The organism is Paenibacillus ottowii (assembly GCF_050516475.1).
In the GTDB taxonomy this organism is placed as follows: domain Bacteria; phylum Bacillota; class Bacilli; order Paenibacillales; family Paenibacillaceae; genus Paenibacillus; species Paenibacillus ottowii.
Genome location: NZ_CP191577.1, coordinates 5,465,328 through 5,482,930, shown reverse-complemented (window position 1 = coordinate 5,482,930; position 17,603 = coordinate 5,465,328). Strand labels below are relative to the sequence as shown.

General features: G+C 48.1%; 12 protein-coding genes and 2 pseudogenes. 3 read left to right on the top strand and 11 right to left on the bottom strand.

The window, feature by feature from the left end:
* Window positions 1–24: 24 nt before the first annotated feature.
* From ACQQ6X_RS25315 to ACQQ6X_RS25275, 9 genes and pseudogenes are all read right to left on the bottom strand, one after another.
* The gene (locus ACQQ6X_RS25315) at window positions 25–357 is read right to left on the bottom strand and encodes a head decoration protein (RefSeq protein ID WP_001297109.1); all 333 of its coding nucleotides are present in this window, start codon (window positions 355–357) and stop codon (window positions 25–27) included.
* 9 nt (window positions 358–366) lie between these two features.
* Entirely contained in the window at window positions 367–1,686 is a 1,320-nt protein-coding gene (locus ACQQ6X_RS25310) for a S49 family peptidase (RefSeq protein ID WP_000123343.1), read from the bottom strand.
* A complete protein-coding gene (locus ACQQ6X_RS25305; RefSeq protein ID WP_001359455.1) occupies window positions 1,667–3,268 on the bottom strand; it encodes a phage portal protein in 1,602 nt (533 codons plus the stop codon). The genes ACQQ6X_RS25310 and ACQQ6X_RS25305 overlap by 20 nt, the downstream gene beginning before the upstream one ends.
* The gene (locus ACQQ6X_RS25300; protein ID WP_000198149.1) at window positions 3,265–3,471 is read right to left on the bottom strand and encodes a phage head-tail joining protein; all 207 of its coding nucleotides are present in this window, start codon (window positions 3,469–3,471) and stop codon (window positions 3,265–3,267) included. The genes ACQQ6X_RS25305 and ACQQ6X_RS25300 overlap by 4 nt, the downstream gene beginning before the upstream one ends.
* A complete protein-coding gene (locus ACQQ6X_RS25295) occupies window positions 3,468–5,393 on the bottom strand; it encodes a phage terminase large subunit family protein (RefSeq protein ID WP_001027292.1) in 1,926 nt (641 codons plus the stop codon). The genes ACQQ6X_RS25300 and ACQQ6X_RS25295 overlap by 4 nt, the downstream gene beginning before the upstream one ends.
* Window positions 5,368–5,913 carry a DNA-packaging protein gene (locus tag ACQQ6X_RS25290; protein WP_000453580.1) on the bottom strand — a complete coding sequence of 182 codons (546 nt, stop codon included), beginning with the start codon at window positions 5,911–5,913 and terminating at the stop codon, window positions 5,368–5,370. The genes ACQQ6X_RS25295 and ACQQ6X_RS25290 overlap by 26 nt, the downstream gene beginning before the upstream one ends.
* An 83-nt stretch (window positions 5,914–5,996) precedes the next feature.
* Window positions 5,997–9,248: pseudogene (locus ACQQ6X_RS25285) on the bottom strand (condensation domain-containing protein); the annotation flags it as partial.
* 218 nt (window positions 9,249–9,466) lie between these two features.
* Window positions 9,467–10,537 (bottom strand): hypothetical protein, encoded by a 1,071-nt coding sequence (locus ACQQ6X_RS25280; RefSeq protein ID WP_305168257.1) that lies wholly within the window; start codon window positions 10,535–10,537, stop codon window positions 9,467–9,469.
* 103 nt (window positions 10,538–10,640) lie between these two features.
* A complete protein-coding gene (locus tag ACQQ6X_RS25275; RefSeq protein ID WP_305168258.1) occupies window positions 10,641–11,444 on the bottom strand; it encodes a hypothetical protein in 804 nt (267 codons plus the stop codon).
* A 224-nt stretch (window positions 11,445–11,668) separates the two neighbouring features.
* On the opposite strand from ACQQ6X_RS25275, the gene ACQQ6X_RS25270 reads away from it, so the two are divergent.
* Window positions 11,669–13,084, top strand: coding sequence for a helix-turn-helix domain-containing protein (locus ACQQ6X_RS25270; RefSeq protein WP_305168259.1), 1,416 nt, complete (start codon window positions 11,669–11,671; stop codon window positions 13,082–13,084).
* 950 nt (window positions 13,085–14,034) lie between these two features.
* On the opposite strand, the gene ACQQ6X_RS25265 is transcribed toward ACQQ6X_RS25270, so the two are convergent.
* Window positions 14,035–14,733, bottom strand: coding sequence for a CTP synthase C-terminal region-related (seleno)protein (locus ACQQ6X_RS25265; protein ID WP_305168260.1), 699 nt, complete (start codon window positions 14,731–14,733; stop codon window positions 14,035–14,037).
* Window positions 14,734–15,931: 1,198 nt separating this feature from the next.
* Window positions 15,932–16,504 carry a hypothetical protein gene (locus ACQQ6X_RS25260; protein WP_430493515.1) on the bottom strand — a complete coding sequence of 191 codons (573 nt, stop codon included), beginning with the start codon at window positions 16,502–16,504 and terminating at the stop codon, window positions 15,932–15,934.
* 206 nt (window positions 16,505–16,710) lie between these two features.
* Between ACQQ6X_RS25260 and ACQQ6X_RS25255 the strand changes: the two are divergent.
* Window positions 16,711–16,890: pseudogene (locus ACQQ6X_RS25255) on the top strand (hypothetical protein).
* Between the two features lie 145 nt (window positions 16,891–17,035).
* A complete protein-coding gene (locus ACQQ6X_RS25250; RefSeq protein WP_305167513.1) occupies window positions 17,036–17,536 on the top strand; it encodes a hypothetical protein in 501 nt (166 codons plus the stop codon).
* Window positions 17,537–17,603: the final 67 nt, after the last annotated feature.

The following is a 17,603-nucleotide window of genomic DNA, read 5'->3' as shown; positions in this document are numbered from 1 at the left end:
GGCCTTTAGTGATGAAGGGTAAAGTTAAACGATGCTGATTGCCGTTCCGGCAAACGCGGTCCGTTTTTTCGTCTCGTCGCTGGCAGCCTCCGGCCAGAGCACATCCTCATAACGGAACGTGCCGGACTTGTAGAACGTCAGCGTGGTGCTGGTCTGGTCAGCAGCAACCGCAAGAATGCCAACGGCAGCACCGTCGGTGGTGCCATCCCACGCAACCAGCTTACGGCTGGAGGTGTCCAGCATCAGCGGGGTCATTGCAGGCGCTTTCGCACTCAATCCGCCGGGCGCGGTTGCGGTATGAGCCGGGTCACTGTTGCCCTGCGGCTGGTAATGGGTAAAGGTTTCTTTGCTCGTCATAAACATCCCTTACACTGGTGTGTTCAGCAAATCGTTAACGGCATCAGATGCCGGGTTACCTGCAGCCAGCGGTGCCGGTGCCCCCTGCATCAGACGATCCAGCGCAGTGTCACTGCGCGCCTGTGCACTCTGTGGTGCTGCGGCCAGAATGCGGCGGGCCGTTTTCACGGTCATACCGGGGGTTTCTGCCAGCACGCGTGCCTGTTCTTCGCGTCCGTGAGCCTCCTCACAGTTGAGGATCCCCATAATGCGGCTGTTTTCTGCCGCAACCGCTGCGGTGATCTGCGCGTTCACGTCCGGCTGCGCCGCGCTGGCGTTCTCGCCCTCCGTCGCTGGCACCACGTCAGTAACGTCAGCCTGCGAAGCAGTGGCTGAAACAGTTGTTGATTGAGTCTCTTTGGTCATTCGCCCTCCTGAGAGACGGGATTTACGTGCATCCAGTGCATCACGCATGACGGTGATCGCATCGGTGCTGTTAACAAGTTCATCAGCCAGTCCGGCATCAATGGCCTCCTGACCGCTGTACACTGCAGCCTCGGTATCCAGCACAACCTGCACGGACAGGCCGGTATATGCCGACACCTTCTGCGCAAACATCTGGCGGGTTGCGTCCATCCGGGACTGCAGTGTCTCCCGGACGTCATCCGGAAGATGGCTGTAGGGGTTGCCATCCACCTTATGGCTGCCGCTGTAAATCAGCGTGATTTCCACACCCTGTTTCTCCAGCGCAGCACCGTAATTACTGTGAGCCATCATGACGCCGATGGAGCCTGTCCGGGCGGTCTGCGTGACCAGACGCCGGGAGGCGGCACTGGCAAGCAACTGACCTGCACTGCAGTTCATGTCGTTGGCAAGCGCCCATACCGGTTTTATGTCACGCACACGGGCGATGATGTCAGCGCAGTCAAATGCCCCCGCCACCATCCCGCCGGGCGTGTCCATATCGAGCAGAATGCCGTCCACCATCGGATCGCTGGCAGCCTGTTGCAGACGGGCGATAATGCCGTTGTAACCGGTCATCCCCGAGTACGGCTGCAGCGCCCGCGTCCGGCTGACCAGCGTGCCGGACACCGGCAGCACGGCGATGCCGTTCATGACCTGATAACTGCGGGCCTGTCGTGGTCCGTCATCATCACCGGATAATGCCAGCGTCGCGAGTGCCTCCTGGGCAGTCAGGCTGTCGCCGGACACCGCATCCGTCAGGCTGCTGATCCCAAGCTGGCCTGCAAGCGCACAAAAGAAAACCCGCGCATAGGCGGGTTCAAGCATCAGCGGCTCATTAAAGGCCATGCTGGCAATATGCGGGAGATTACGCAGCTCTGCTGTCACTCTTCTCCTCCTCTGTTGATTGTCGCAGCCCGGATTCAAATGCTGCAGCCGCCCAGGCGGGCGGTTTAAGACCGGCTGCACGGCGCTCCATCGTTTCACGGACCTGCTGGGCAAAAATTTCCTGATAGTCGTCACCGCGTTTTGCGCACTCTTTCTCGTAGGTACTCAGTCCGGCTTCTATCAGCATCACCGCTTCCTGAACTTCTTTCAGACCATCGATGGCCATACGACCGGAGCCTATCCAGTCGCAGTTCCCCCAGGCACTGCGGGCTTCCTGAAAACTGAAGCGCGCTTTTGAAGGTAACGTCACCACGCGGCGAACGATGGCCTCTTCCAGCCAGCACAGAAACATCTGGCTCGCCTGACGGGATGCGACGAATTTTCGCCGCCCCATAAAGTACGCCCACGACTCGTTCGCACTGGCCCGTGCCGTGGAGTAGCTCATCTGGGCGTAATTCCGGGAAAGCTGCTCATACGAGACACCCAGCCCGGCAGCGATATACCGCAGCAGTGACTGCTCAAACACGGAGTAGCCGTTATCCGTATCCTGAGCCGTCTGCAGGTTCAGTGAGTCACCCGGCATCAGGTGCGGTACTTTTGCGCCTCCCAGCCGGACCGGCGCTGCGGCGTAATACGCGGCAATTTCACCAATCCAGCCGGTCAGCCTTTCCCGCTGCTCCTGACTGTTCGCGCCCAGAATAAAATCCATCGCTGACTGCGTATCCAGCTCACTCTCAATGGTGGCGGCATACATCGCCTTCACAATGGCGCTCTGCAGCTGCGTGTTCTGCAGCGTGTCGAGCATCTTCATCTGCTCCATCACGCTGTAAAACACATTTGCACCGCGAGTCTGCCCGTCCTCCACGGGTTCAAAAACGTGAATGAACGAGGCGCGCCCGCCGGGTAACTCACGGGGTATCCATGTCCATTTCTGCGGCATCCAGCCAGGATACCCGTCCTCGCTGACGTAATATCCCAGCGCCGCACCGCTGTCATTAATCTGCACACCGGCACGGCAGTTCCGGCTGTCGCCGGTATTGTTCGGGTTGCTGATGCGCTTCGGGCTGACCATCCGGAACTGTGTCCGGAAAAGCCGCGACGAACTGGTATCCCAGGTGGCCTGAACGAACAGTTCACCGTTAAAGGCGTGCATGGCCACACCTTCCCGAATCATCATGGTAAACGTGCGTTTTCGCTCAACGTCAATGCAGCAGCAGTCATCCTCGGCAAACTCTTTCCATGCCGCTTCAACCTCGCGGGAAAAGGCACGGGCTTCTTCCTCCCCGATGCCCAGATAGCGCCAGCTTGGGCGATGACTGAGCCGGAAAAAAGACCCGACGATATGATCCTGATGCAGCTGGATGGCGTTGGCGGCATAGCCGTTATTGCGTACCAGATCGTCTGCGCGGGCATTGCCACGGGTAAAGTTGGGCAACAGGGCTGCATCCACACTTTCACTCGGTGGGTTCCACGACCGCAACTGCCCTCCAAATCCGCTGCCACCGCCGTGATAACCGGCATATTCGCGCAGCGATGTCATGCCGTCCGGCCCCAGAAGGGTGGGAATGGTGGGCGTTTTCATACATAAAATCCTGCAGGTCCCCTGCGTCGCTGTGTCATGCCGGTCTGCACTTCCAGCTCTGCAATATATTTTTTCAGGTCAGACACGGAAGTGGCCGTAAACTCCACCCTTCGTCCGTCTTTCTGTACTGTTGCCACCCGTTTACCTGTCATCAGGTCATGCAGTGCCGCACGGGCAGCGGCAAGTTCTTCCTGTCGCGTCATTCATCCTCTCCGGATAAGGCACGGGCGTAATCTGCCAGTGTTTTCTTGTTGGTTGCTGCACCATCCTCTTCCTGCAGGCTCGCCAGCAGCGCACTGAGATCCAGCTGCCAGCGGGAAATACTGATGCGCAGCGCCGCCAGCGCATAAACGAAGCAGTCGAGTGCCTCATTGCGTCGCTTTTTGCTGTCCCACAGTATTTTTTTCCTGCCATCCACCCATTTTTCGACCTGCTCTTCAGCAGTCAGCTGCTGCGCTTCGGTCAGATCAAAAATATCCGGGTTATTCGGGAAGTGAACGGCACCGGGAAGCGGTTCATCCCCTTCCGGCGTCAGTGTGAAGCGGTTATAAATCTGCTCTTTCGCGGTATCCGTACCGATTTCGGTAAGGTAAACCCCGTTTTTGTTTCGCTTACGTGGCATGCTGGCCACCGGCTTTCCGTAGACGGATGCCCCTTTAATGGGGATCACCCGGAACAGCCCATGTTTTTTCGAGCGTTCATACACAATGGTCGGGTCAATCCCGCCAGTATCCCAGCAGATACGGGATATCGACATTTCTGCACCATTCCGGCGGGTATAGGTTTTATTGATGGCCTCATCCACACGCAGCAGCGTCTGTTCATCGTCGTGGCGGCCCATAATAATCTGCCGGTCAATCAGCCAGCTTTCCTCACCCGGCCCCCATCCCCATACGCGCATTTCGTAGCGGTCCAGCTGGGAGTCGATACCGGCGGTCAGGTAAGCCACACGGTCAGGAACGGGCGCTGAATAATGCTCTTTCCGCTCTGCCATCACTTCAGCATCCGGACGTTCGCCAATTTTCGCCTCCCACGTCTCACCGAGCGTGGTGTTTACGAAGGTTTTACGTTTTCCCGTATCCCCTTTCGTTTTCATCCAGTCTTTGACAATCTGCACCCAGGTGGTGAACGGGCTGTACGCTGTCCAGATGTGAAAGGTCACACTGTCAGGTGGCTCAATCTCTTCACCGGATGACGAAAACCAGAGAATGCCATCACGGGTCCAGATCCCGGTCTTTTCGCAGATATAACGGGCATCAGTAAAGTCCAGCTCCTGCTGGCGGATGACGCAGGCATTATGCTCGCAGAGATAAAACACGCTGGAGGGGTCATCCGGCGTCCATTTGAGGCCAAACGGCGTCTCTTTGTCGCCAAATTTAAGATACTGCTCCTCCCCGCAATGCGGGCAGGCAACATGAAAACGCATAAAATGCGGGGATTCACTGGCTGCACGCTCAATCTGACAGGTGCCTCTCACTTTTGGCGTGGAGCCACGGATGGACTTTGGCCAGACCGAGCCTTCAATACGCTTGTCACCCAGGAACGTCGGAGAGCCTTCCTGTTCAATATCATCATCAAAAGCAGCAAGTTCATCATAACCCGCCACATCCACCGACTTTTCACGGTAGTTTTTTGCCGCTTTACCGCCCAGGCACCAGAAGCCACGCCCATTAGTGAAACGCTTCATGGTGAGCGTGTTATCCCGGTGCTTTTTGCCATACCACGGGGCCAGCGCCAGCAGCGACGGAATATCACGAATAGTCGGCTCAACGTGGGTTTTCATAAAGTTCTCGGCATCACCATCCGTCGGCAACCAGATAAGGGTGTTGCGCTGCTTATGCTCTATAAAGTAGGCATAAACACCCAGCAGCATTTTGGAATAACCGACACGGGCAGACTTCACCACATTCACCTCACGGATGTAGTCGCTGCCCATCGCATTCATGATGGCCCGCTGAAAGGGCAGTGTTTCCCAGCGCCCTTCCTGGTATGCGGATTCTTTCGGGAGATAGTAATTAGCATCCGCCCATTCAACGGCGGTCTGTGGCTCCGGCCTGAACAGTGAGCGAAGCCCGGCGCGGACAAAATGCCGCAGCCTGTTAACCTGACTGTTCGATATATTCACTCAGCAACCCCGGTATCAGTTCATCCAGCGCGGCTGCTTTGTTCATGGCTTTGATGATATCCCGTTTCAGGAAATCAACATGTCGGTTTTCCAGTTCCGGAAAACGCCGCTGCACCGACAGGGGGAGCCCGTCGAGAATACTGGCAATTTCACCTGCGATCCGCGACAGCACGAAAGTACAGAATGCGGTTTCCACCACTTCAGCGGAGTCTCTGGCATTCTTCAGTTCCTGTGCGTCGGCCTGCGCACGCGTAAGTCGATGGCGTTCGTACTCAATAGTTCCTGGCTGGAGATCTGCCTCGCTGGCCTGCCGCAGTTCTTCAACCTCCCGGCGCAGCTTTTCGTTCTCAATTTCAGCATCCCTTTCGGCATACCATTTTATGACGGCGGCAGAGTCATAAAGCACCTCATTACCCTTGCCACCGCCTCGCAGAACGGGCATTCCCTGTTCCTGCCAGTTCTGAATGGTACGGATACTCGCACCGAAAATGTCAGCCAGCTGCTTTTTGTTGACTTCCATTGTTCATTCCACGGACAAAAACAGAGAAAGGAAACGACAGAGGCCAAAAAGCTCGCTTTCAGCACCTGTCGTTTCCTTTCTTTTCAGAGGGTATTTTTGCTCATATCCAGTCCCTGTTCATGCACATGCTGCATAAACGGTACGATCAAGGCCGGTGTGGATTCGAACACCGTAATTTGATAATCACGAATCCATCCGTGCAGACGGCTAAAATCAATCCGGTCGTCTTTCGGACAAATGACCATCGTGCCCCCGTTATAAAGCGTCCGTGCAATATCGCCGACGAACACGTCGAAGGAGAAGCTTGCCAGTTGCAGCAGTCGTACTGGGAATTCGCCCAGACGATAATCCCGGCGATACGCCGCGGCCGTATTGACCAAGCTGCGATGCTCGATCATAACGCCCTTCGGACGTCCGGTTGTCCCGGACGTATAGATCACATACGCCAGATCCTGCGGCTCATTGATCAGCTCGATATTCGTGGCATCCCCGGCGTACAGTGACTCATCGTCTAATGCCAGCATGGTTTGCAGACGCAAGCTCGTTGCGGATTCAGATGCCGTTTCGCTATCAGACTTCGAATACGATTTCAAGCTTAAGCCTTCATTCAGGTTGTCCCTTTCCATCGTTTCAACGCTAACCGCCGTCGCCAGCTCACCCTTAACATTTCCATCGCCCAAAGCCCGTTGGCTTTCATTCAGCAATGCTTGTGCACCCTCCTGCAGTCCCGTCTGGGTCAACAGTACCGTCGCACCACTATCCTCCAGCATGAAGCGGATGCGTTCGGACGGATAGTCGGCATCCAGTGGCACATAGGCGCCTCCAGCCTTCCACACCGCCAATACGCCGACCAGCATGTCTACCGAACGTTCACTCCAAATGCCGACAATCGACTCGCGTCCAATGCCTTCATTTCTCAGTCTGCGAGCGAGTTGGTTCGCACGCTCGTTCAGTTGCCGGTACGTCAGCTGTTGCTCCTCGTACACCACCGCCACGTGATCTGGTGTAAGCTGAGCCTGTTCTTCCACGAAGGTATGGAACAGGGCTCCTGCATCAACTGCAGCAACATCTCTTACTCCCACTTCTCCAAAACCGTGGATAAGTTGCTCTTTTTCCTCGGCGGTGACCATATTCAAAGCGGCCAGTGGCTGCTGCGGATGATCTGCAATCGCTCGAACGATTTCCGCAAAATGCTGGGCTAATCGCATCATGGTCTCTGGCTTATACAGCGCCGTGCTGTATTCCAGACTGCACAGAATACCTTCGGGCTGCTCTACAGCCTCCAAGCTCAAATCAAATTTGGCCGTATGATTGTCCAGTGGATAGGAGCTCAAGGTCAGACCTTCCAGCTCGAATTCCTGCTGTTCCAAGGTCTTCAATTCAAACATCGTGTCAAACAACGCATTCCGGCTCGTATCCCGCGCTACATTCAGCTTTTCCACCAGTTCTTCAAACGGATAGTCCTGATGCTCATAAGCACTAAGCGCCTGCTCCTTGACCTCTTGCAGATAATCCAGGAACGGTGTATCGCCGGATGGATAATTGCGGATCGCCAGCGTGTTAATGAAGACACCTACCAAACGACTGAGCTCTGCATGCGGTCGTCCGGCAATCGGCGTGCCGACGATGATGTCCTCTTGGCCTGTGTATTTATGCAAGAGCGTGGTATACGCCGCCAGCAGCACCATATACAGGGTAGCGCCGGTCTGCGCCGCCAGTTCTTTTAGGCGTTCACTCACCTCACGCTCCAGTACAAATTCGATCGTATCCCCTGCCGTACTCTGTACCGCTGGGCGGACAAAGTCCGTAGAGAGATCCAGCACAGGCAGTTCCCCTCGGAAGGTGCTCAGCCAGTACGCTTCCTGACGCTGCATCCATTCCTGATGAGCTTCGCTTTGCTGCCATACGGCATAATCTTTGTACTGAATCCGCAACGGCGCCGGCTCTTCACCGCCATACAAGCGGACAAACTCATCGGTCAGGACCTCCATGGACACCCCGTCCGAGACGATATGGTGCATGTCGAGCATAAGCAAATGCTGGGATTCCTGCTCTGCTCCTGATACGCCCAGATCCACCAAGCCTACCCGCAGCAGCGGCGCAGCTTTGAGGTCAAACGGACGGACAAAGCTCCGCACCATTTCTTGTGCTTCCTTGCTGACCATGGTGTACATATCAGTTGTGACCCAACCTGTATCCGTAGTCGCACCCTCTGCTTGTACCTTCGTATATTCCACCTCGAACGGCACGATGTCCTCGATCCATTGCATCGGCTCACCGTCGATTAGCTCAAAACGAGTACGCAAGGTCGCATGGCGGGCGATCAGTTGACGGAATACCTGTTCCACTCGTTTCACATCCAGCGGACCGCTCACTTGCAGCACCGACGGCATGTTGTAGTTCACATCCTGCGGATCGAACTGATGCAGCACATACAGTCGTTTTTGCGCCGAGGATAGTGGATAGAAGCTACGCTCTTCCGTTACCGGAATAGACGCATACGCCACCTGATCCAGCCCTTCCAGCACAGCTGCCAGTTGTTCAATGGTTGGCGCTTCAAAAATACTGCGCAATGGAAGCTGCTTGTGCAGCTCCTTGTGAATCTTCGAGGCCAGTGTCGTTGCCCGCAGCGAGTGTCCGCCGATCTCAAAGAAGTTTTCCTTCACGCCGACCTGCGCCAGGCCCAGCACTTCCTGCCAGATTTGTGCCAGCTTCGCTTCCACCCATGTCCGCGGCGGGATATAATCAGCTCCGCTTTGCAGGCTGCCTTCCGGTGCCGGCAGTGCCTTACGGTCGATTTTACCATTGGGACTCAGCGGCATTTGCTCCAGCTGTACAAAGTAGGACGGTACCATGTAGCTTGGCAGTTCCCGGCCCAGCTCATTTCTCAGCTCGCTGGCTCCAAGCTCTTGTCCCGCGACATAGTAGGCCACCATGTGTTTTTGGCCCATTTCGTCTGCACGAGCCATGACAACCGCTTCTCGTACCGATTCCACTTGCAGCAGCTGCGTTTCGACCTCGCCCAGCTCAATCCGGTACCCGCGGATTTTTACCTGATGATCGATCCGGCCCAGATATTCAATGTTGCCGTCCGGCATCCATCTCGCCAAATCGCCGGTGCGGTACATCCGTTCGTACCCGGCTTTCCCGCCGGCAAACGGATCTTTCACAAATTTCTCGGCCGTCAGCTCCGGACGGTTCAGATACCCTCGGGCTACGCCGACACCGCCGATGCACAGCTCCCCTGCAACCCCAATCGGCTGCAATTGCTCCGTGCCTTCCTTCACGATGTACAGACGGATATTCTGAATCGGTTTCCCGATCGGGATCACCGCATCATAATAATTGTTAATAGAATTCTTTTCACTTTAATCTTCCTTAATGTGCTTTTTCTACATTAAAATTGGGGGAAACTTTTGATTGTTTAAGAATATTGGCTAATTCAAATTGTTGGTCTCTTTAGTAAAAATAACACTAAGCAGATAAAGAAAGCCGGAAAGATAGCGTAAGCTTGCTTCTTTCCGGCTTTTTGGCATATCGCTAATCAGAACAATTACTTGTTCAGCAGCATGAAGTTATTGATAAAACCCTCTTTCTGTATGAAGATAGGGGTTTGGGTTTTCGATGTGAAATCATAATAATATACGCCACGTCCTTCGTCCTCATTTTTCTCAGAGGCGCTTCCCAAATAATAGACACCCTTGCCGTCGGGGGACATATAGACAAATTGGCGGGATAAAATAGGTAATTTTATTTTGGTGCGTTTACCTGTTGCAATATCAACCAGACTATACACAGTATTGCCGAAATTAGATAGATTAGTAGTTACGAGAAGAAGTTTATCATTACTGCTGGTCATTGAAGTTATTTTCTCTTTTTTTAGTGTGAGGATAAGACGCTCTTGCTTGGTGATGCAATTGATTTCTGTAAGCTTGTTGTCTGCAGGTCTTGAATTAGTATCTTTTTTTGAGGCAATGTCGAATTCTCTGCGTTGTTCCTTATCTGAATACTGTGAATTGTAAATTGCTTTTTTTGCTGGATTATAGGTTATAGACCAAGTATGTTCATCCTGGTTTTCATCATGCATAACTTGCATGGTACGGGTTTCTTTATTATAGAACATAGTTTTAAGTATCCGCTCTCCTTTTTTGACTGCAACCAGAACAAGGGGACCATCCGGAGTAGTTGGTACGATATCATTGATGGCAAACAAATTATCGGTAAGCTGTTCGTTTTTTTTGGTATTCAAGTCATACGAAAATAATTGGTCTCCCTTATTACCGACATCAGCAGAATAATAAATTTTGTGATCAGGCAAGGACACCACAGAAAGCGGGTATTGAGAGGTATACGGAACATCAGCCAGCTTGGTCATTTTTTTACTGCTTAAGTCGTACGTCATAACTCGCATAACCATGCCTTGATCTGCGTTCTTCCCATTCACATATTCTGTATAGGTCATGGATAAATATTGGCCCTGACCGGTTAGAGCTGTCTTTTCCCCTGATTGGGTCTTTTGGGGTACAGCAGATTCTGCTGGTGGGGTAGAAGAGGGGGAGCAGGATGACAATAAAGCTGGCACGAGCAGGGAAAGTATAAAGAATTTGTAGCGGCGTGTTCTCAAAACGATGCATTCCTTTCTGAAATAAGTGATGAATCAAACTGAATATAATGCGAAAGGGGAAAAGGATAGGACACGAGACCCTATCCTTTTTGCTATAAAGATATTAGAAATTATAGGAGTACCTACCTGAAAATGAAGTATACGAATGCCAAGTTAAACCTAGATCCTCTACACCCGTTTTCCAAATATCAATGATTGCATCTGGAAGAGACCCATTATCGGCCTTCGTAAATTCGTGGACTATATCATTATCACTATTCCTTACCCGAATTGTTGTTCCGAATTTTGGATTATCAATGGCCCCTTTTGTTGCACAGTCACCTCTTTGGAGTCTATTGCCATTTTCCCCATACGTGTCCGTGAAGTTGGTTCCTCTCCCTGTGCCTATAACAGAGCCATGCTGGTCTCCACTAATAGAGATTACATTATTAGATGGTCCGTATCTGTAATCCCCAGCTGGGTTTCGTGTTCCGCGTGGCAATGCATTAAGTCCATAAACATCCGAAGACACATTATTCGGCAGGATAATGTCCTTGAGAAGACCTTCACCATCATAAATTACTTTGAGTCCAGGTTGAGGGGCAGGGGTTTCAATATAGTATACCGGCCGGGGTGTCTTGTCTTCTTCGATTTTCTTGATCATTGCTTCTTCTTTTTCCGATTCTATTTGTTGCTCAGCAGTAAGTGGGGCAATAGAAGCTTTAGATTTTTGCTGTTCCGGTACCGGAGTCCCTTTTTCCACTATAACCATATTATTATTATCATCGTATTGGATGATGGTACCCGCCAACATTCGGTCAGGGATTTTCTCTCCTTTTTCGGCATTTGAGGTAGTTGGATAGGCGATCCCCAAAGAAATGAATAGCGTTGCAGCCAGAAAAGCTTGCGGTAGAAATTTTACTTTCAAACAAAACGCCTACTTGAAAATTTTGTAAATGCATGACCAGCGTAAGGGATTCTATCAATATTGTCAACCTTTTTATGGAATATATGAATAATTCTAATAGATTCTAGGGTGGATATAGGATTGCAATGAAAAAAGAAGGTTATTGACAACTGTTAAATTATGGACAACAATAGAGTGCAATAATATATAATGTTTGGAATTTCTGTATGAAAGGTGGATATGATATGAAGCATACACCTACGATCCGAGCAGAATTAGATAGATACCTACAACAAGAAGGTTTGAGCATGACGGAGTTTGGACATATAGCAGGCATGAATAGGGGAGCGATAAGCGCCATTGTGTCAGGGAATAAGTCTATGTCTATTAACCAACTTGATCTAATTACTGAGGCTATGGGCTTACCAGAAGGTCACTTTTATGATCTGTTTATAGAAAACTTCATCATCGACCATCCCCCGAATATGAGGCGAATCGAGCCGTTTTTGTTTCGCTGTGCGGAGTTGGGCAAGTTGGATGCAATCCGTCGAGTAGTGGGAGCCATCATGGATAATCTGCTATATTCGCCTAAGCTATTTGAAATTGCAGAAGAATTATTGTCGCAGGGACGATATGAGGCTGCTTTGCTGCTTTATGAGGGTGTAGCTGAAACGGAGAGATATCAACATTCTGAACGCTTGGCAGTCTGCCAATATCGTATATTCACAATCAAAATTGGTGATGATCAAAGCCAAAATGTTAGGGCAGCAGCTGTTTTTGAAGCTTTTGTCGAACGCCTAGATGAAATAGACCAACTTGACGCATTAAAGGATTTAGCTAACGTGTACAGGTCTTTGCGTAAATGGGACAAGGTAGACGAAATGGCGAGGAAAATGAGGGCCAAGGCGGAAATCCAATATTCAATGAAACATGAACAACGGAGTCGAGAGCGGGATGAGTCTGTCAATAAGCTAAGTCGCCCGTTGTTTGTATATATTTCCTATGCCGACCTGTTGTGTGCAAGTGTCTGTGAAGCCCGAGGCGATTATCAGCAAGCTCTACAATATACATACGCCTATGCGGATTTAGACTGGGTATTGGAGACGGACCAGGATACTTTGTATTGGCTAAATCTTTATAAGGATTGGGCGAAATGTAATACTTACATTTATAAACTATTGTCTGGGGATACAAGTGTGCTTACGGATTATGTTGAATACATTGCTGCAACAACAGCCGATAACGAGAATGAGAAGCTTTCAAAACTATTGAATGTTATAATTGCAGCAAACCAGTTTAGCATAGACGTAGACGATATACTCAAACGATTTGAAACGATAATTGCGACTTTTTCACAGCAACCATCATCAGATGATATGTATACCCGACAAGTGATACCAGATTATATCGCGTGGTTTGGTTATGAAATGGCCTACTATTATTTAAACAGAGAACGTTACAGTGATGGCTTTAAACAATTGTTATTGGCAATGGTACAGTCGCATAACATAAATAATGAAACTTACTTTATAAACTGCATGGGATTGTTTGTTCGTTTTCAAGACCATGCGGTTCCTGAAACTAAAGCTAAGTATTTCAATCTTATTGAAAGGGTGTGGGAAAACAATGTTCAAAAAAATGGTGCTTTTAATCGCGGCTAGCTTTTTGTTAATTTTTACTGTGCCGGATCAAGCCATTAACCACCACTATAGTATTCAGCCTAACGTTACCGTTGGAGGTTCTTAAAGCTAAAGCTCTGCCAACCTTATAGTTGGTAGGGCTTTCTTTAGTGCAGGAATTACCACACATACGGCAGAATAACTATCTGAGGTGATCAGCATGAACCATACATATAAGTATCTACAGAATCCCCCAAACTGATTATACTTTCCATATAAATCCGAAAGCATCGGTGATACCCTGCTGGCATACGCTGGTGGGTTATTTTTGTTTACCTAGAAGTCTATTCCCTAAACATTTCCTCGCATAACCTGTGTAGTAACAACTGAGGCGTTACGTGTGAGGGGAACTGAAAGTAGTTGCGGAAGTACTGACTGAAAAGTTTGGACATCAATAGTTGCTGTCTTGACATTGTTCATCTTGTTGGTAATCATCTTGGAACTAATTTTTTTTATAAAGATCCATAGGCTTTCACCTCATTTTTGCGAATTGCCATTTAGCCCTGTCAATTTTTTTTAATGACACATACTGTATACCGTATCTAAAAAAAGGAGGAGTTCATGTGAGTGAATGTGGACATGAGCATAAGGCCAAACATTTTTGTCCTTTCACATCGACGGGGGCAATTTTGGTACTCTTTATTCTGTTGGTTATAATCACTAAAGCATGCTGGATTTAATTTTGTGAAATGAACTGTTAAATAACAAAGAGCTCTGCTAACCTTAATGGGGCGGCAGAGCTTTTTAGTTGAAAAATTGCTTACAGACGGACATTCAAGGTGCTATGAATCCACTTTTTTAAATGTTCGATGAAATAATGTTTTGATAAATATAATAAAAGAAATAACGGTAGGCTAGGACGGGAAAGTATGCCCTAGACTGCCGTTGTTTTATTCAACTAACGTTTCCAGTTAGCTTAATCTATGAAGTTATTAGTATTGAATGGCTTTACGAAGGAAGGCTTTAATCAATGGATGAACGATATTCTTCAATGCTGAACGTTCTGGTTGAAATAAGGTCCCCACAAAGAAGGGATGTTGATCAAGCTCCATAATTCGAACTTCGCCCTCAAGGCCTACTCCAGCAATGCGTAATCCAGCTTCTTCTAACCTTAGGCTATATTCAGGGTTCAAACCGTAATTACAAATCCCATACTGTTCAACAATCTCATTTGTTCCATAAATCTCTATCAGTTTTGTACCGGGAGTAAGCTTAAAAGAGTGTATCTTTTCACTTACCGAGCATGTGAGAGGAGCAACTAATATTAAAGAAGCTGAAGGGTTTTCCTCAGCGTGATCCGCTTCAGTAAGCCCTACGACATTTCTTGCAAACTCAATAATCATGTGTTGAAACCCACCGCAAGTACCCAAAAAGGGGATCTGATGTTCACGTGCAAACCTGATGCCGTTCAGGGCACCCTGCATGCTGCGGTATGGACTGGCAGGAACTGCCCACAGTGCCTGATACTTGGAGAGTTTCTGTTCGAAATCTTGATTGAGCGAAGGCGTTGAAACCCACTCGAAACTGATCCGGACACCCATTTCATCTGCTACCAATTGGATAGCTCGAGGTATAGCCACATGAGCCGTGACTTTCTCATCATAATCTCCAATTAATCCGATATGGTACACTTTTACACTCCCTTTCTCCACTTTTTTACAAGAATTCAACAAAAAAATAAGTATAAAGTGGCATTCACTTTAAATCAATAATTAATTTCGCTAAACTGCCCGTTAGCTTAACGTCGCCGTTAAGTCTACAAGCTTTCAGCAGGCAGCCGTAAGATGCCAGCTATTAATGAGCTGAAGATAAAGACGCGGTAGAGGACATAAAGGTTATGCTGCTTGTTTTAGAGCAAGATACCTAACTTTATGGGGGCAGGATAATTCTAAACTACGGGAAATCGTCATCTGGAGGGCTGGGACCGCAATCAAAAGATCATCCTGCTTGTAGGGGACGAGAAGGAGACTTTAGAGAACATTAAGGTATCAGTTTCGTCTTATTGCCTCAATCATTTTCTTCTACCAAATCTTCTACCGAAATACGGATATCTGTAATACCTGATGGAACCCTATTTATTGTTGGACAGGCTATAGGAGCTTTGTAAAACCCATCAAAACTCTATTTCAACGCACTCGTAATCGTAGGCCGGGGGTTCAATTCCCTGCATAGCTAAAAACCCAAGCACAGCGCGGCTTCAAGCCTTTTGGAGGTCGCGCTTTTTCGTTGGAGCGAGTATTCTTCTAACATTCTTCTACCCTTTAGTCTAGTAAAGTGGGTTCTTCAGTGCTAATGCTCTCTCCTGTAATTGAATCGCCAATGTTTTTTAACACCGCTTCTTGGAGATTCGGAAGAACATGTTGTCCTGTTTCAGAAATGGTATAAGCTTGTCGAACTGAGGCCGTTTACCTCTGTAAATCTACCTCTGCTCGGGGTAGCGCAAGTATCTCACTTTGACGCTTCTTCTTTTTTCCTTTGGGCAAGTCTACATACCAGGCAACATTCTGTGTGATAACTCCCCAGGCTACTGCCCGGTTTAACCTTCTTGATAGAGCTTACAGATAACTTGGGTAGAAGTAATTCATGATAATAATGCGCGTGTTTACTAACCACTCATAGGACTTCCAAGTACCATGTTTAACCGAGTTTTTTTGTCTTTGAGCCAGGCCTCCATAATTTCACCGAAAATTTTCTTGGTCGGTTCTACAAAGGTTCCTTTATTAAAAGCACTGAGAATGTTTGGGAATGTATGTTCTGTTTTGTGTTAAAAGAAAAGCCCGCAAAGGGATCGGGCTTATATTGTACCGAAATTTCATGCGTATGGAAATTTTACTTTGTTCCTATTATACGGAATGTAGTCATATCATTATTCTTAATCTTAAATTTATATTTCACTCTGTTTTTAATAGTGGTTGAAACAATGACATTTTCATTTTCATTTTTATCTAATACTCCCATTTCTTTGAGTAAATCTTGTGCATTATCATAATTGTAATCACTGTTTGTTGTCATTATTAAAGCAATCATAGCAGTCATTAAATTTCCATCAACTCTTTTTTTGAAACCTCCAGAACCTATTAACATAACTTCCTGTATTTTCTGCTTTGAATCAATGGTCCCTATCATGCTTAACTCATCATTGAAAGTGTATTGGAACTTTTTATGCTCTATTTTTAATTTGGATATGTGTAAGTAATCTAATTTATATTTTTGAGCAACGGCATTGAACGCTTCTGTAAAATCTCCTACTGTCATATCGAATATATATGTGTTTGAATCAGTTTCAGAAGCAGCTTTGACATCAGGGGTATCAACTGTTGTCTGAGCTGTCTCGGGAGTTGTAGTAATTGGATTTTGTGCTTCACCCTCAGTGCCACACCCTGCGAGAACTACTGTTGCCATAATAATTGTTAATAGAATTCTTTTCACTTTAATCTTCCTTTTATCGACCCATCGGTTGGGAAACTTGCTCATTTTATCTTGCCAAAACTTATTATCTAATTTTGGATTTAATCATGCAATACTTCGTAGGTTTTTACATACTGTTCTATCATGAAAATTAAAAACAACAGGAGTAGCCAGCATGATAGTAACGTGTGTAAAGATTCATGATCGTGAAGACCGTTGAGGGAATCCTCGAATCCAAGGCGTAGTAACGGAAGATTGTTAAGGCTGGTATAGCTCAGTGGGTCAAAGACCTGCAAGCTGGGAATATAAAAATGCAGACGGTCCAGGACTTGGATCGTCTGATTGAGTTGGATATAAAGCTTCAAAAGGATGAATTGTAAAAGCACATAATAATCTTGCTATCTGATTCATAAATATGGATTTATTAAACAATAATATGATCTTAATGTAAGAAAGATTAAAAACATGGAATCATTTGGTAGCATGAGGAGGTAGTTAAATATACAAATATAGGAGGAATAAACTTTGAAGAAAAAACATTTTATTGCACCAGCCTTGGCACTAGGTTTAATAGGAGGAGCTATTGCTGTACCCAGTGCGATTTTTGCAGATTCAGATGCTGCTGTAACTGATTCTGCAACATCGTCTGCGGTGACTCAAGATGCTGGTACAACAACTACTAGCGACCATGTAATAACTCCTCAGAGCCTAGGAAATTCTTTTAACTTTACTTCAGGGGGAAGTGCAACTTCATCAGGCACCTTCGAGGTTCCTAAGGGTTTCGGGTATGTTAAATTGCGCATTAGAAACTATGCAAATGCCCCAGTTGATTTTACTGTAGAACACAATGATTCTGGTAAAGCGTATGTTGACGGCCAGACAATCAGCAAAAACAGTGAAACTATTTGGAGAAGTTCTGATGCTATGCGTTCCGGACGATATACAATTCAGTTCCGCGGTGGTTCAAACAAAGTTAATGTGGAAGTATGGGGCGTAGCCGGTTCACTGCCTTCGGACGCAAAATAATAACTGAACAAAATCAAGAGAGAGCTTCAGACCTTCATATGGTCTGGAGCTTTCTTCTTTGTTTTTC

What these genes read in the sequence shown, in the direction of transcription:
- ACQQ6X_RS25315 (WP_001297109.1), bottom strand. Translation starts at nt 357, where the DNA reads ATGACGAGCAAAGAAACCTTTACCCATTACCAGCCGCAGGGCAACAGT.
- ACQQ6X_RS25305 (WP_001359455.1), bottom strand. Translation starts at nt 3,268, where the DNA reads ATGAAAACGCCCACCATTCCCACCCTTCTGGGGCCGGACGGCATGACA.
- ACQQ6X_RS25300 (WP_000198149.1), bottom strand. Translation starts at nt 3,471, where the DNA reads ATGACGCGACAGGAAGAACTTGCCGCTGCCCGTGCGGCACTGCATGAC.
- ACQQ6X_RS25290 (WP_000453580.1), bottom strand. Translation starts at nt 5,913, where the DNA reads ATGGAAGTCAACAAAAAGCAGCTGGCTGACATTTTCGGTGCGAGTATC.
- ACQQ6X_RS25270 (WP_305168259.1), top strand. Translation starts at nt 11,669, where the DNA reads ATGAAGCATACACCTACGATCCGAGCAGAATTAGATAGATACCTACAA.
- ACQQ6X_RS25260 (WP_430493515.1), bottom strand. Translation starts at nt 16,504, where the DNA reads ATGGCAACAGTAGTTCTCGCAGGGTGTGGCACTGAGGGTGAAGCACAA.